Annotated in this window: 12 protein-coding genes and 4 tRNA genes; 14 read left to right on the forward strand and 2 right to left on the reverse strand. The window is 36.1% G+C overall.

Annotated features, from left to right (window positions below; translation table 11 throughout):
• Window positions 1-82: 82 nt before the first annotated feature.
• The 13 genes from ACTDJC_RS05170 to rlmH all read left to right on the forward strand — a co-directional run bounded on the left by ACTDJC_RS05170 (window position 83) and on the right by rlmH (window position 9585).
• A complete protein-coding gene (locus ACTDJC_RS05170) occupies window positions 83-1372 on the forward strand; it encodes an adenylosuccinate synthase (protein ID WP_253631046.1) in 1290 nt (429 codons plus the stop codon).
• A 163-nt stretch (window positions 1373-1535) separates the two neighbouring features.
• Window positions 1536-1611: transfer RNA gene (locus tag ACTDJC_RS05175), tRNA-Lys, on the forward strand.
• Window positions 1612-1623: 12 nt separating this feature from the next.
• Window positions 1624-1695: transfer RNA gene (locus tag ACTDJC_RS05180), tRNA-Glu, on the forward strand.
• 21 nt (window positions 1696-1716) lie between these two features.
• Window positions 1717-1792, forward strand: a tRNA-Asp gene (locus tag ACTDJC_RS05185).
• A 43-nt stretch (window positions 1793-1835) separates the two neighbouring features.
• A tRNA-Phe gene (locus ACTDJC_RS05190) sits at window positions 1836-1908 on the forward strand.
• 158 nt (window positions 1909-2066) lie between these two features.
• Window positions 2067-2774, forward strand: coding sequence for a cell wall metabolism DNA-binding response regulator WalR (gene walR, locus ACTDJC_RS05195; protein WP_253631045.1), 708 nt, complete (start codon window positions 2067-2069; stop codon window positions 2772-2774).
• A 3-nt stretch (window positions 2775-2777) separates the two neighbouring features.
• A complete protein-coding gene (gene walK / locus ACTDJC_RS05200) occupies window positions 2778-4613 on the forward strand; it encodes a cell wall metabolism sensor histidine kinase WalK (RefSeq protein ID WP_098310134.1) in 1836 nt (611 codons plus the stop codon).
• The gene (locus tag ACTDJC_RS05205; RefSeq protein ID WP_440602789.1) at window positions 4610-5950 is read left to right on the forward strand and encodes a YycH family regulatory protein; all 1341 of its coding nucleotides are present in this window, start codon (window positions 4610-4612) and stop codon (window positions 5948-5950) included. Before walK ends, ACTDJC_RS05205 begins: the two co-directional genes overlap by 4 nt.
• Window positions 5937-6755, forward strand: coding sequence for a two-component system regulatory protein YycI (locus tag ACTDJC_RS05210; RefSeq protein ID WP_098310132.1), 819 nt, complete (start codon window positions 5937-5939; stop codon window positions 6753-6755). Before ACTDJC_RS05205 ends, ACTDJC_RS05210 begins: the two co-directional genes overlap by 14 nt.
• Window positions 6752-7546, forward strand: coding sequence for an MBL fold metallo-hydrolase (locus ACTDJC_RS05215; protein WP_098310131.1), 795 nt, complete (start codon window positions 6752-6754; stop codon window positions 7544-7546). The genes ACTDJC_RS05210 and ACTDJC_RS05215 overlap by 4 nt, the downstream gene beginning before the upstream one ends.
• A gap of 63 nt (window positions 7547-7609) precedes the next feature.
• Window positions 7610-8809 carry a S1C family serine protease gene (locus ACTDJC_RS05220; RefSeq protein WP_440602790.1) on the forward strand — a complete coding sequence of 400 codons (1200 nt, stop codon included), beginning with the start codon at window positions 7610-7612 and terminating at the stop codon, window positions 8807-8809.
• A 51-nt stretch (window positions 8810-8860) separates the two neighbouring features.
• Window positions 8861-9046 carry a CxxH/CxxC protein gene (locus tag ACTDJC_RS05225; protein ID WP_098310129.1) on the forward strand — a complete coding sequence of 62 codons (186 nt, stop codon included), beginning with the start codon at window positions 8861-8863 and terminating at the stop codon, window positions 9044-9046.
• A gap of 59 nt (window positions 9047-9105) precedes the next feature.
• Window positions 9106-9585, forward strand: a complete 480-nt coding sequence (rlmH, locus tag ACTDJC_RS05230) for a 23S rRNA (pseudouridine(1915)-N(3))-methyltransferase RlmH (protein ID WP_440602791.1) — start codon at window positions 9106-9108, stop codon at window positions 9583-9585.
• A 390-nt stretch (window positions 9586-9975) separates the two neighbouring features.
• On the opposite strand, the gene ACTDJC_RS05235 is transcribed toward rlmH, so the two are convergent.
• Both ACTDJC_RS05235 and ACTDJC_RS05240 read right to left on the reverse strand, forming a co-directional pair.
• Window positions 9976-10098 carry a hypothetical protein gene (locus ACTDJC_RS05235; RefSeq protein WP_440602792.1) on the reverse strand — a complete coding sequence of 41 codons (123 nt, stop codon included), beginning with the start codon at window positions 10096-10098 and terminating at the stop codon, window positions 9976-9978.
• Complete coding sequence (locus tag ACTDJC_RS05240; RefSeq protein ID WP_440602793.1) at window positions 10091-11224, reverse strand: oxygenase MpaB family protein; 1134 nt, start codon at window positions 11222-11224, stop codon at window positions 10091-10093. Before ACTDJC_RS05240 ends, ACTDJC_RS05235 begins: the two co-directional genes overlap by 8 nt.
• Before the next feature lie 822 nt (window positions 11225-12046).
• Between ACTDJC_RS05240 and ACTDJC_RS05245 the strand changes: the two genes are divergently transcribed.
• Window positions 12047-13042 (forward strand): glycosyltransferase family 2 protein, encoded by a 996-nt coding sequence (locus ACTDJC_RS05245; RefSeq protein ID WP_098310126.1) that lies wholly within the window; start codon window positions 12047-12049, stop codon window positions 13040-13042.
• Window positions 13043-13095: the final 53 nt, after the last annotated feature.

Consider the following 13095-nt stretch of genomic DNA (forward strand, 5'->3'; position numbering starts at 1 on the left):
TTTTAAATTGACTTCTCTTTGCATTTTGGTACAATTATATTGTTTGAAAAGTTCGTTTGAAAATTGTGGAGGTGCTTGAATAATGTCTTCAGTAGTAGTTGTAGGAACACAGTGGGGAGATGAAGGAAAAGGTAAAATTACTGATTTCCTTTCTGAACATGCGGAAGTAGTTGCAAGATATCAAGGTGGAAATAACGCAGGACATACAATCGTTTTCGGCGGTGTTAAGTATAAATTGCACTTAATTCCATCTGGTATTTTCTATAAAGAAAAAATTTGTGTTATCGGAAATGGTATGGTAGTAGATCCGAAAGCATTACTTGAAGAATTAAAATATTTACATGATCGTGGTGTGAGCACTGATAATTTACGTATCAGCAACCGTGCGCACGTTATTTTACCTTATCATTTAAAACAAGATGAGTTAGAAGAAGAGCGTAAAGGTGATAATAAAATTGGTACAACGAAAAAAGGTATCGGCCCTGCATACATGGATAAAGCAGCTCGTGTTGGTATTCGTATGGCAGACCTTTTAGATCGTGAAGCATTTAAAGAAAAACTTGAGCGCAACCTTGCGGAAAAAAATCGTTTATTTGAAAAAATGTACGATGCAGAAGGTTTCAATGCTGGCGAGATTTTTGAAGAATATTATGAGTATGGACAACGAATTGCACAATACGTATGCGATACATCTGTTGTCTTAAATGACGCATTAGACGAAGGTCGCCGCGTATTATTTGAAGGTGCACAAGGCGTTATGCTTGATATCGACCAAGGTACGTACCCATTCGTTACATCTTCTAACCCAGTAGCTGGTGGTGTAACAATTGGTTCTGGTGTTGGTCCTTCTAAAATTCATCGCGTTGTAGGTGTATGTAAAGCATATACAAGCCGTGTAGGTGATGGTCCATTCCCAACTGAATTACATGATGAAATCGGCAATCAAATTCGTGAAGTTGGTCGTGAATACGGTACAACAACAGGTCGCCCACGCCGCGTTGGTTGGTTCGATAGCGTTGTTGTAAGACATGCTCGTCGCGTTAGCGGTCTTACAGACTTATCTTTAAACTCTATCGACGTATTAACAGGTATTCCAACTTTAAAAATCTGTATTGCGTATAAATATAACGGAGAAATTCTTGATGAAGTTCCAGCAAACTTAAACATTTTAGCAAAATGTGAGCCAGTATATGAAGAGCTTCCAGGCTGGACAGAAGATATTACAGGTGTAAGAACATTAGCTGATCTTCCTGAAAATGCAAGACATTATGTAGAGCGTGTGTCTCAATTAACAGGTATTTCATTATCTATGTTCTCTGTTGGTCCAGACCGTAACCAAACAAACATTGTTCGTAACGTATACGGCCTATAATCTTGTCTTTTTTTTAAGAGTACGGTATATTGAAGAAAGGACTCATATTGAAATGAGTTCTTTTTTCATGTTTTTATAAAAATATGAAAAAAAGTATTGCAAAGATAAAACATCTTATGATATTATAAGTCTTGTCGTCACGAAACATGACATTGGTGAGTATGAGCCATTAGCTCAGTTGGTAGAGCATCTGACTTTTAATCAGAGGGTCGAAGGTTCGAGTCCTTCATGGCTCACCATTTTATTTTCGTGGCCCGTTGGTCAAGTGGTTAAGACACCGCCCTTTCACGGCGGTAACACGGGTTCGAATCCCGTACGGGTCACTTTTTTTTATATATTATTTTGGTCCCGTGGTGTAGTGGTTAACATGCCTGCCTGTCACGCAGGAGATCGCCGGTTCGACCCCGGTCGGGACCGCCACTTTTGTTTAATACCACAATTAGTGGTTTTATATATATGTTTTGGCTCGGTAGCTCAGTCGGTAGAGCAGAGGACTGAAAATCCTCGTGTCGGCGGTTCGATTCCGTCCCGAGCCACTCTCAGGATATTAGGTGGGCCCACTTAATATCCTTTTTATATTGTTCAATTTTACAAATGAGAGTAGTTCTTTTACAATAGAATGAGGGAGCCTCTAGCAGTTGAAGCTAGGGGCTTTTCTGTAAGGAAAGCATTAAACATGCAGGAGGAAACTAAAATGATGGGAAAGAAAATTTTAGTCGTTGATGATGAGAAGCCAATTGCAGATATTTTAAAGTTTAACTTAGAAAAAGAAGGTTTTGAAATTGTGATGGCGCACGATGGTGATGAAGCAATTGAAAAAGCAAATGAGGAACAACCGGATATGGTTTTATTAGATATTATGTTACCGGGAAAAGACGGTTTAGAAGTTTGCCGTGAAATACGAAAAAACCATGAAATGCCGATTATTATGCTAACAGCAAAGGACTCTGAAATTGACAAGGTGCTTGGGTTAGAACTTGGTGCAGATGATTATGTAACAAAGCCGTTTAGTACACGTGAGTTATTAGCACGCGTAAAAGCGAATTTACGTCGTCATCAGCAAGGAGGAGCAGCTGAAAAAGAAGAAAATGCAGAGATGATTATCGGTCCAATTGTGATTAATCCAAACGCATATAGTGTAACAAAACGAGAAGAAAGTATTGAGTTAACACATCGTGAATTTGAATTACTTCATTATTTAGCAAAACATTTAGGACAAGTTATGACACGCGAACATTTATTACAAACGGTTTGGGGTTATGACTATTTTGGTGATGTGCGTACAGTAGATGTAACGGTTCGTCGTTTGCGTGAGAAAATTGAAGATAATCCAAGTCATCCGACTTTAATTGTAACAAGACGCGGTGTTGGATATTACTTACGTGATCCAGAGCAGGAGTAATATATGAAGAAAGTTGGTTTTTTTCAGTCTATTCATTTAAAGTTCGTATTAATTTACATGCTATTAATTTTAATGGCGATGCAAATTATTGGTGTATATTTCGTTCGTGAGTTAGAAAAGAACCTTGTGAAGAGCTTTAAGGAATCATTAACACAACAAACGAATTTACTCGCTTACAATTTAAAGCAGGAATTTACAAAAGAAAGAGAAAAAACAGATCCCACTCTTGAAGGAGCAATTCAAACGAGCATAGAAGATTTTTCTTCTGATCGAAAAGCTGATATTCAAGAAGTTAGGGTGATTGATGCAAATAGCCGTGTATTAGCGACATCACATCAGTATAATCAAGGGATTGTTGGAAAGAAAACAACTGATCTACTGGTAAAGCGAGCTTTAGTACAAGGAAAACCCGTTGAAAAAATGGAAATAGATCGCAACACAGGGAATCGTGTGGAAGTTGTTGCCACTCCAATTCAAGGAGACAATAAGAAAACACTTGGTGTAATTTATATTGTTGCTTCTATGGAAGATGTTTATAAACAAATGAAGCTTATTAATCAAATTTTTGCAACGGGAACGGTTATTGCACTGTTGGTAACAGCTGTGCTAGGTACTTTGTTGGCACAAACCATTACAAGGCCAATTTCAGATATGAGAAGGCAAGCCATTGAAATGGCAAAGGGGAATTATTCTCGTAAAGTAAAAGTACATGGCAATGATGAAATTGGTCAACTAGCATTAGCATTTAATAACTTATCGAAGAAGTTGCAGCAAGCTCGTTCTTCTACGGAAAGTGAGAGACGAAAGCTTTCATCTGTGTTATCTCATATGACAGATGGGGTAATTGCAACGGATCGAAAAGGAGATATTATCTTATTAAATGATCCGGCAGAAAAAATGCTAAATGTTTCACGTGAAACAGCATTAGACCAGTCTGTTTTAGAAATATTAGGCATTCAAGAAGAATACACATTAGATAATTTATATGAAGAACCAGACTCTGTTATATTAGATTTTAGTACAAGGGATGAGCCATATATTTTGCGAGCTAGCTTTTCTGTTATTCAAAAAGAAACTGGAAAGGTGAATGGTTTAATTGCAGTATTATATGATGTAACGGAACAAGAACGAATTGATAGGGAACGCCGCGAATTCGTAGCAAACGTTTCACATGAACTTCGTACACCATTAACAACGATGCGCAGTTATTTAGAGGCATTGGGTGAAGGAGCGTGGCAAGATGAGAATATTGCACCGCAATTCTTACAGGTAACACAAGAAGAAACGGAACGAATGATTCGCCTTGTAAATGCACTATTGCAGCTTTCGAAATTGGATAGTACAGAATATCGTTTAATGAAAGAATGGGTAGACTTTACACAATTCTTTAGTAATATCATTGACCGTTTTGAAATGTCAAAAGAACAAAATGTATCTTTTAATCGTTCATTTTCTAAGAAATCACGTTTTATTGAAATCGATGAAGATAAAATTACACAAGTTCTCTATAATATCATTTCAAATGCGTTAAAGTATTCTCCAGAGGGTGGAACAGTGACATATCGTTTACGAGAAAGAGAAGATATGTTAGAAATAAGCATTAGCGACCAAGGAGTGGGCATTCCAAAAGAGAACGTAGATAAAATCTTTGAACGTTTCTACCGTGTTGATAAAGCGCGTTCGCGTAAACTAGGCGGAACGGGATTAGGTCTCGCGATTGCCAAGGAAATGATTCAAGCTCATGGCGGCTCAGTTTGGGCAAAAAGTGAAGAAGGAAAAGGGACAACCATCTATTTCACGCTTCCAATGGAAAAGGAAGAAGAGGATGACTGGGAATGAAAATTAAGAATTTAAAGTCAGTCTTGCTTATTAATTTGGTTGTTATTAGTTTATTTCTTACTTTTAATTTATGGACTTATGTGCCGGATTCTAGTAAATCACAAAATGCAAAGTATTTACAAGATAATACAGAGATGATGCAGAAGGGTCCTGAAAATGTCGTTTTGCCTTCTTTAGTTCTTTATCATAAAGAGAATACACACCTTGGAAGCGAAAATATAGATACTATTGATCCTTTGTATAAATTACTTGAGAGAGGAGAATTGTATGATTTTAGAGATATATCAAATGATATCCCAAAACATCAATTCCTCTCCTTCGTTCGTGGTAAAAATAAGATTGAAATGATTTTTCCTACACATATACCTTTGGATTCTATGAGAAGTGTTTTTACAATTAAAGAAAAAATCCCAGAATCATATAGCTTCAATCGTATAATGATTGATTTACAAGGAAGCCGGGATGGTAACATTCCTGTATATTTCATTTCGTATGAAAATCGCAAAGTATATCAAATGGTATTAAAGGGAATTACGCTCAAAGAACTTGATGCAGCACGTGACCAATTTACAGCTAATGCGAGGGAATACTCTCAATATACATTAAGTGATACAAGAGAGATCTTTTTACCAGATACGAAAACAGATATGCAAAGTATGGGATATTTAATAAGTGATATACCTGAGGATATATTTATAAATGCATTATTTACAGATCCTCGTTATGTAAAAAAAGTGTCTGATGATCAGGAAAACACATATACAGATGGAATTCGTCTTATGCAAGTACTAAAGAAAAAACAAATGCTGCAGTACACAAATTCAGCTGCATCAGATCAATCACACATATATGGAAACGCTCTTGTTCAACGCAGTTTTGATTTTCTTAATAGTCATGGTGGCTTAACAGATTCTTATCGTTTTGATTATATGAACTCTAAAACAGGACAAACAACGTATCGTTTATATGTTGATAGCTTACCTGTATTTAATGAAAGTGGTATGGCGACGATAGAACAAGCATGGGGGACAGAGGAATTAATTTCGTATAAGCGTCCATTATTTAAGTTATCGACATTAAAGTATGGTGATGATCAAACAATTTCTCTTCCAGATGGTAAGACAATGATACAATCTTTAGAGAAGAATAAAAAAGTGGATATGAAATTAATTCAGGATATTCGGTTAGGATATAAACTTACACCAGAGCTGGGGGCCGATGGGAAAAAGATTGCTGCAGTAAATTTAAAACCTATTTGGTACGTTGTGTATGGTGAAGATAATAACATTCTAGAATGGAGTGAGGAGAAAGGGGGAGAGCTCATTGGATTGGAATAGGATTAAAACAATTTTTATTGTTGCCTTTTTCATTTTAGATCTCTTTCTTCTCTTTCAGTTCATTCAAAAGCAAGATAGTAATCAACTTGATTATATGACGGAAACGAATATTGAGGAACAATTGAAAGCAGATAAAATTACAGCTGATAATTTGCCGAAAGAACCGACGAAAGATACGTATATTATGGCGAAAAATAAGGTTTTTTCTGATGAAGATATACGTTCTTTAAAAAATCAAACGGCGTCTCTACAAGATTCGAATACAATTTCAAGTAAGCTTAAAGAACCATTTGGGAGTTCGAAAGCAACAATAGGTGATAATTATAGTGAATTTCTACGTTCTTATGTAATTGATGGGCAAAAATATAGTCCTGCTGGGAAAGTAGAAGGATCGAGAGTATATTTTTTTCAAAAATATAAGGATAAGCCCATTTATTATAATCAACACGGTATGATTGTTGCGGAGTTAAATGAAAAGAAAGAAATTATATCGTATACACAAACGATGTTATATGATTTTAAAGAGATGGGAGAGCAAAATAAGGAATTGGATATTATTTCTGCTCGGAATGCATTAGAAACGTTGTATACGAAAAATGAATTAAAGCAAGGGAGTCATGTAAAAGGAGCAAAACTAGGATATGCAACAGTGGTAGCTTCTTCTTCTTCAAATGTGCAAGTTCTTGTTCCAACGTGGAATTTGTATACAGATAAAATGGATTACTTTGTGAATGCAATAGAGGGACAAATTATTCAATTGGGCAAGGACAACAAGGAAAACGAGCAATGGAGTGAGGGTAAATGAGTTTGCATTTTAGTGTACTTGCAAGTGGCAGTACAGGAAATGCGCTGTATGTAGGGACAGAGCGCCAAAAATTATTAGTAGATGCAGGGCTAAGTGGAAAAGCAACAGAAGCTTTGTTTCAGCAAGCTGAACTAGACATAAATAGCATATCCGGTATTCTTGTTACACACGAACATAGCGACCATATTAAAGGACTAGGCGTGTTAGCACGTAAGTATGATTTGCCCGTTTATGCAAATGAGAAAACATGGAACGCGATGGAACATTTAATCGGTAATATTCCAACAGAGCAAAAATTTATTTTCTCAATTGGAGAGATTAAAACATTTGGAGATATTGAAGTGGAATCATTTGGTGTTTCACATGACGCTGCTGAACCAATGTTTTATGCGTTTCATCATAATGGAAGAAAGTTAGTGCTTATTACAGATACGGGATATGTTAGCGACCGAATGAAAGGAATTATTAAGGGAGCTAATGCTTTTGTATTTGAAAGTAATCATGACGTTGAAATGCTGCGAATGGGACGTTACCCGTGGAGCATTAAACGAAGAATTTTGAGTGATGTAGGACATGTTTCTAATGAAGACGCAGCTCTTGCGATGACCGATGTGATTACAGATGAAACGAAGCATATTTATTTGGCTCACCTTAGTTTAGATAATAATATGAAAGAACTTGCTCGTATGTCTGTTGAACAAGTACTTGAAGAAAAAGGACTTGCTGTAGGAGAAGCATTCCAGCTGCACGATACGGATCCCAAAATGCCAACTAAAATTCAATACGTATAATTCTTCATTTTGGTAAACAATAAAGGAGAATATAAATGCTTTCGGAAGGCTAGGTGAGCATAAATGTCCTTTATTGATGAAGAAGATTTACAGATGAAACGAAAAAGAAAGCAAAAGCATAAACATATTTTCGTTTCTGTTGTAGCGGGAACCGTCATTGGTGCTACATTATTTGCTTTTGCTATTCCAACGTTTTCAAAATTAGGTTGGACTACAATAAGAGAAACAGAAGCAAGTGAAGAGAAACAGTATATAGCGCAGTCTACTCCTCAAGTTACGAATACAGGAGATCATTCTGGCTTTGTTCAAGCTGTTGACCGTGCTTCAGAAGCGGTTGTTGGTGTTATTAATATTCAGCGTGATAATTTTTCAGAAGCAGATTCAGAAGCAGGAACAGGATCTGGTGTAATTTACAAGAAGGAAAAAGGAAACGCATATATTGTAACAAATAATCATGTTGTAGCAGGAGCAAATCGTATTGAAGTAAGTTTGAGTGATGGAAAAAAAGTTCCTGGAAAGATTTTAGGAACTGATGTTGTGACAGATTTAGCTGTCTTACAAATTGATGAAAAATATGCGAAGAAGGTTATTGAACTTGGTGATTCTACAAAAGTAAAACGTGGTGAAGCTGCGCTTGCAATTGGGAACCCTCTTGGTTTAGAATTCTCAGGTTCTGTAACACAAGGGATTATTTCAGCAAATGAACGCATTGTACCGGTTGATTTAGATCAAGATGGACATTATGATTGGCAAGTAGAAGTATTGCAAACGGATGCAGCTATTAATCCTGGTAATAGTGGCGGGGCTCTTGTAAATGAAGCAGGGCAGCTTGTTGGAATTAACTCCATGAAAATTGCTGCAAAAGAGGTAGAGGGAATTGGACTTGCAATTCCTATCGCAAGAGCTGTTCCAGTTATGAATGAGATTGAAAAGTATGGGAAAGTAAGAAGACCTTACGTTGGAGTTGAATTAAGGTCTTTAAATGAAATTCCAAATTATTATTGGAGTCAAACATTACATCTTCCAGCTAATGTAACAGAAGGTGTATGTGTTTTAGATGTGAAAAGCCCATCTCCTGGTGCAGATGCAGGTTTACGCGAATATGATGTAATTGTAGCAGTGGATGGAAAACCAGTTCAAGATATTATTGCATTCCGAAAAATCTTATATAATAAGAAAATTGATGATAAAATGACAATGACATTTTATCGTGGTGCAAAAAAAGATACAACAACTGTAAAATTAGGCAGTCAGCAGTATTAAAACAGGAGGCAGCCCCTCCTGTTTTCTGTTGTGGATAAGTGAGGTGAAATTATGAAATTACCTTGTTGTTTAGAACATGTGGAACTAGCGTTAGATATTATTGTGGATGAATGTGAAGTGCCGCCGTTTATCCACACTGTGGATAATAAAGATAATGAGCAAAAAACGTGTGAATTTTGTCAAAATAAGGCGACATATGTTGTATCGAACACAGATTCCCACACAATATGTGGATGATGAATGTGGATATGTGGATAACTTTTGTGGATAACGTGTTTGTAAGGTGGGGAATATATGTGAATATCTTAATTATCTCAATCGGAAAATTAAAAGAAAAATATTTAAAACAAGGCATTGAAGAGTATTTAAAACGATTATCCGCCTATGCAAAAGTGGAGGTTGTTGAGTTAGCAGATGAAAAAGCACCGGAAAATTTAAGTGAAGCAGAAATGCAAATGGTAAAAGAAAAAGAAGGAATTCGTATCTTAGATAGAATTTCTGATGATACGCATGTAATTGCATTAGCAATTGAAGGGAAACAAAAATCATCAGAAGAGTTTGCTGCCAACTTAGATCGCCTTGCTACATATGGGAAGAGTAAAGTGGCATTTGTTATTGGAGGATCGCTTGGGTTAAGTCAAGAAGTGATGAAGCGCTCCAATGAGTCATTGTCTTTTTCAAAAATGACGCTGCCCCATCAGTTGATGCGATTGGTACTGTTAGAGCAGGTGTATAGAGCGTTTCGAATTAATCGTAATGAACCGTACCATAAGTAACTGAGGTTATTTCTTAAAGGCTCTTTTCGTAAACTTTGTTGCTATGAGCTATAAAAGTAAAAATCGGTACTTGGATTTTTACGATTTTAGCCTCTTATTTTCTATAAGTATGAAATCTACTTACTAGGGAAAAGAGCACGAAACCAATATTTAATAAGGGAATAAATGTATATTCAAAAAGCAACAATCTGCGAAAGCAGCCTTCTTAAAAGAAGGCCGAAGATTAATAAATTAACCAAAATTATGACTAGCTCTTACAATTGGGAGTTGGTCTTTTTTGTGCCATGTAAATGTTAAATAATGTCGTACATCATTTTCCTTTATGATTAGGCGGTGTTGTTCTACTTTTATACATATGGGAAGGGGATTATGGAATATTACACATAATCTCTATATCAAATCAGGAGTCAAATTATTCAAGTAATCGGCATCTCCAACAGCGGTACGAATACCAATGGATACAGCCTGCCACATATCATCCGCCAAGTATAAGGATACGCATGGTTTATTCATTTTTACCCCCTTTTTTTGCATCTCCATCTATTCCCCATACCTTTCGTAGTTCTGTTGGTATGAGAAATGGGGTATATTCATAATCGGTCATAGAAAGTGACTGACGCCGGAGTAGTGCCAGCCCGAGCTGATTAGCCATACTTCCAAAAACACCTGAATAATCAGAATCAAGAAAACCCATTAGTTCTTTGAGTTTCATTAACTTTTGCCAATTGGAGCGGGGCACTTCCATCCAATCGGCAATTTCGTCCCCTACAATTTCTCGAATTAGAGCAGGAATAATGTTATCAAACATCTGGCCCGGAATTAGATCTGCATGATATTCAAGAAGAGCCTGAGTCATCTGAATTCCTTCGGGGGACGGACCATGATGCCTTCTTCCAATAGTTTCTGTTAACATTATTGATTGTTCCATGGTCTCTGGGATAATGTCCTCCCGAATTCCTAACATGGATCCTACGATTTTCCAAAAATACAGATAATCTTCGGCCTGTTTTTCTGTTATATTCATACCTAAACGACGAAGGCCATCAATGATAACACTAGAGAAGGTTAATAGAGTACCCAACAGATCCTCCTGACAAATGGGGATACCATTTTCTTTTTCGTCCCATCTACCGGTTTGTTGGACCAAGTGACGAATAGCCGAATGCATTAAACGGACTTTTTGGATCGCTTTGATTCCTTGTCCTTCGGATTCAAGACCACCTGGTGCCATGACATGAAGCATGAATTGTCCTGTTTCAGCTATCCTGCGGTAGGCATTTTGACCTAAACGATAACTGAATGTAAGGACCTTAACACCTTTACTTGCTGCATAACAATACACAAGTGAGCCTGTTGCTAATAGTAAAGTGATAGCAATACCATGTTCCCGAAATAAGTCAGTTGCGTTTCTCATTCGGGCCCAGTCAACCCCTTCTGGACAATAAGCCGTATCTCTCAGCCAACTTTCGATGTTATCAGGAAGCTCTTCTGGATAAGACTGGTCATTGTTAATTAATTCTTTCAACAAAGAGTTTACTGCACCAACCTGACTATTTTTGAACAACTCTTTAATAATTCCATCCGGAATAGGGTCACCTTCCATCCGTAAACTCTCCATAAACTCGTCGGTATATAACATCTATTTCCCCCCCTTAACTGTTTATTGTTTATATTCTAGTCAACCCGAAGAAGGACAAGAATATATTCAACGTTATATATATTCTATTTATACAAGTAATATGAAAATCTATGAATAATTAATAACATTGAAGGCAGTATGAATAAATATAGGCAATAATAGACTCTCGAAAATAATAGGCGGTGAATTGATATTAGGAAAACAGTCAAGCAAATCTAAATTTTAATGGAGATAATATGGTGAAGGACATAAAAAAGAGTGTTCAATGGAGATTTGACATCGAAAAAAATTAAATGAGAGGTTAAAAATGTTTGACGGGAAAAGAAAAAAGCAATGCTTCATTTGATTATTTTATTATTGGTGTACTGGTAAGCGGCTAGATTGGCGTATTAGTTGAATCTATTCTTACAGAACAGCTAGAAGGAAATTCTTTAAGGGTGGACTGTGGTATTTTTTATGCTTGAATATATAAATTGATTTTAATTTTTCGACATCTAAGTCGCCGCTATGCAAAATGCAACATGATCTACACTCGTTTTCTCTTTCTGTTTTCACTTCGCATGTGGCAGGAAAAGGCCCTGACGGCTTCTATGAATGGCCAGATGCCCTAGTCCCCCTCCTTAAAAAGAAAGGGGTTTTTATATCGGTTTTTTTTAATTGGTAGTGATATAGAAGCTAAAAAATACCGAATAATAGATTGTTAGTTAGATAGTGGTTTATATTACATTTTATGGTTAAATATGTTAAAATAGCTTGTGCGTTAATAAAGATAAAAGGTTCATGTGTTAGAATGGGATTTTTTGAAAATGAAGGAGTGAAAACATGACGAATAATTTACCCCTGCTGTCGATTGTTGTTCCTTGTTACAATGAGGAAGCGATGTTAGAGGAAACAACAAAAGAACTGACAAGGATTATGGATGATTTAGTTGCAAATAAAAAAATAAGTCATGAAAGCATCATTTTTTATGTAGATGATGGGAGTGCAGATAATACTTGGGGCATAATTGAAGAGAAAATAACAGTAAATCCATATGTTCAAGGATTAAAATTAAGTAGAAATTTTGGTCACCAAGGAGCATTAATCGCTGGTTTAGAATCAGCAAGAGAATTTTCAGATTGTGTGATTTCAATAGATGCTGACCTTCAAGATGATGTTAATGTTATCTATCAATTTATTGATAAGTATCAAGAAGGTTATGAAATCGTATACGGAGTTCGTGATAAAAGGGATACGGATACTAAATTTAAAAGAAATACCGCTTTGTGGTTTTACAGACTAATGGGAAAAATGGGTGTTAAGTTAGTACCCAATCATGCAGATTATCGTTTAATGAGCAAAAGGGCATTAGATGAATTTATAAAATACCAAGAAGAAAATTTATTTATTCGTGGAATCGTTCCTCTTTTAGGTTTTAAATCTACTAAAGTTTATTATGATCGTAAAGAAAGATTTGCTGGCGAATCTAAGTATCCGTTAAAGAAAATGATTGCATTTGCTTTCGATGGACTTACTTCGTTTAGCGTGGCACCAATACGATTTGTTTCATATTTAGGGTTTTTGATGGTGTTGATCGGAATTGGAATTGCTTTTTATACAGTATTTGCAAAAGTGTTTTCATATACAATTAGTGGTTGGACTTCATTGATGTTATCCATTTGGATTGTCGGAGGCGTGCAATTATTAGCAATTGGAATTATTGGTGAATATATAGGGAAAATTTTCAAAGAAACAAAAGGACGCCCGAGATATACAATTGAAAGAAATAGCGTTCTTGAGAAGCAAAAAGAATACTTATCAGACTTGGTAAAAAGATAATAAAAAAATAGAAACTTGTAAAAAGCTTGATTGTCTAGCCTTATTCCTTTATG

It is taken from the genome of Bacillus sp. GB_SG_008, from assembly GCF_052038115.1.
Lineage (GTDB): Bacteria > Bacillota > Bacilli > Bacillales > Bacillaceae_G > Bacillus_A > Bacillus_A rhizoplanae.

What these genes read in the sequence shown, in the direction of transcription:
- ACTDJC_RS05170 (WP_253631046.1), top strand. Translation starts at nt 83, where the DNA reads ATGTCTTCAGTAGTAGTTGTAGGAACACAGTGGGGAGATGAAGGAAAA.
- walR (WP_253631045.1), top strand. Translation starts at nt 2,067, where the DNA reads ATGATGGGAAAGAAAATTTTAGTCGTTGATGATGAGAAGCCAATTGCA.
- walK (WP_098310134.1), top strand. Translation starts at nt 2,778, where the DNA reads ATGAAGAAAGTTGGTTTTTTTCAGTCTATTCATTTAAAGTTCGTATTA.
- ACTDJC_RS05205 (WP_440602789.1), top strand. Translation starts at nt 4,610, where the DNA reads ATGAAAATTAAGAATTTAAAGTCAGTCTTGCTTATTAATTTGGTTGTT.
- ACTDJC_RS05215 (WP_098310131.1), top strand. Translation starts at nt 6,752, where the DNA reads ATGAGTTTGCATTTTAGTGTACTTGCAAGTGGCAGTACAGGAAATGCG.
- ACTDJC_RS05220 (WP_440602790.1), top strand. Translation starts at nt 7,610, where the DNA reads ATGTCCTTTATTGATGAAGAAGATTTACAGATGAAACGAAAAAGAAAG.
- ACTDJC_RS05225 (WP_098310129.1), top strand. Translation starts at nt 8,861, where the DNA reads ATGAAATTACCTTGTTGTTTAGAACATGTGGAACTAGCGTTAGATATT.
- ACTDJC_RS05235 (WP_440602792.1), bottom strand. Translation starts at nt 10,098, where the DNA reads ATGAATAAACCATGCGTATCCTTATACTTGGCGGATGATATGTGGCAG.
- ACTDJC_RS05240 (WP_440602793.1), bottom strand. Translation starts at nt 11,224, where the DNA reads ATGTTATATACCGACGAGTTTATGGAGAGTTTACGGATGGAAGGTGAC.
- ACTDJC_RS05245 (WP_098310126.1), top strand. Translation starts at nt 12,047, where the DNA reads ATGACGAATAATTTACCCCTGCTGTCGATTGTTGTTCCTTGTTACAAT.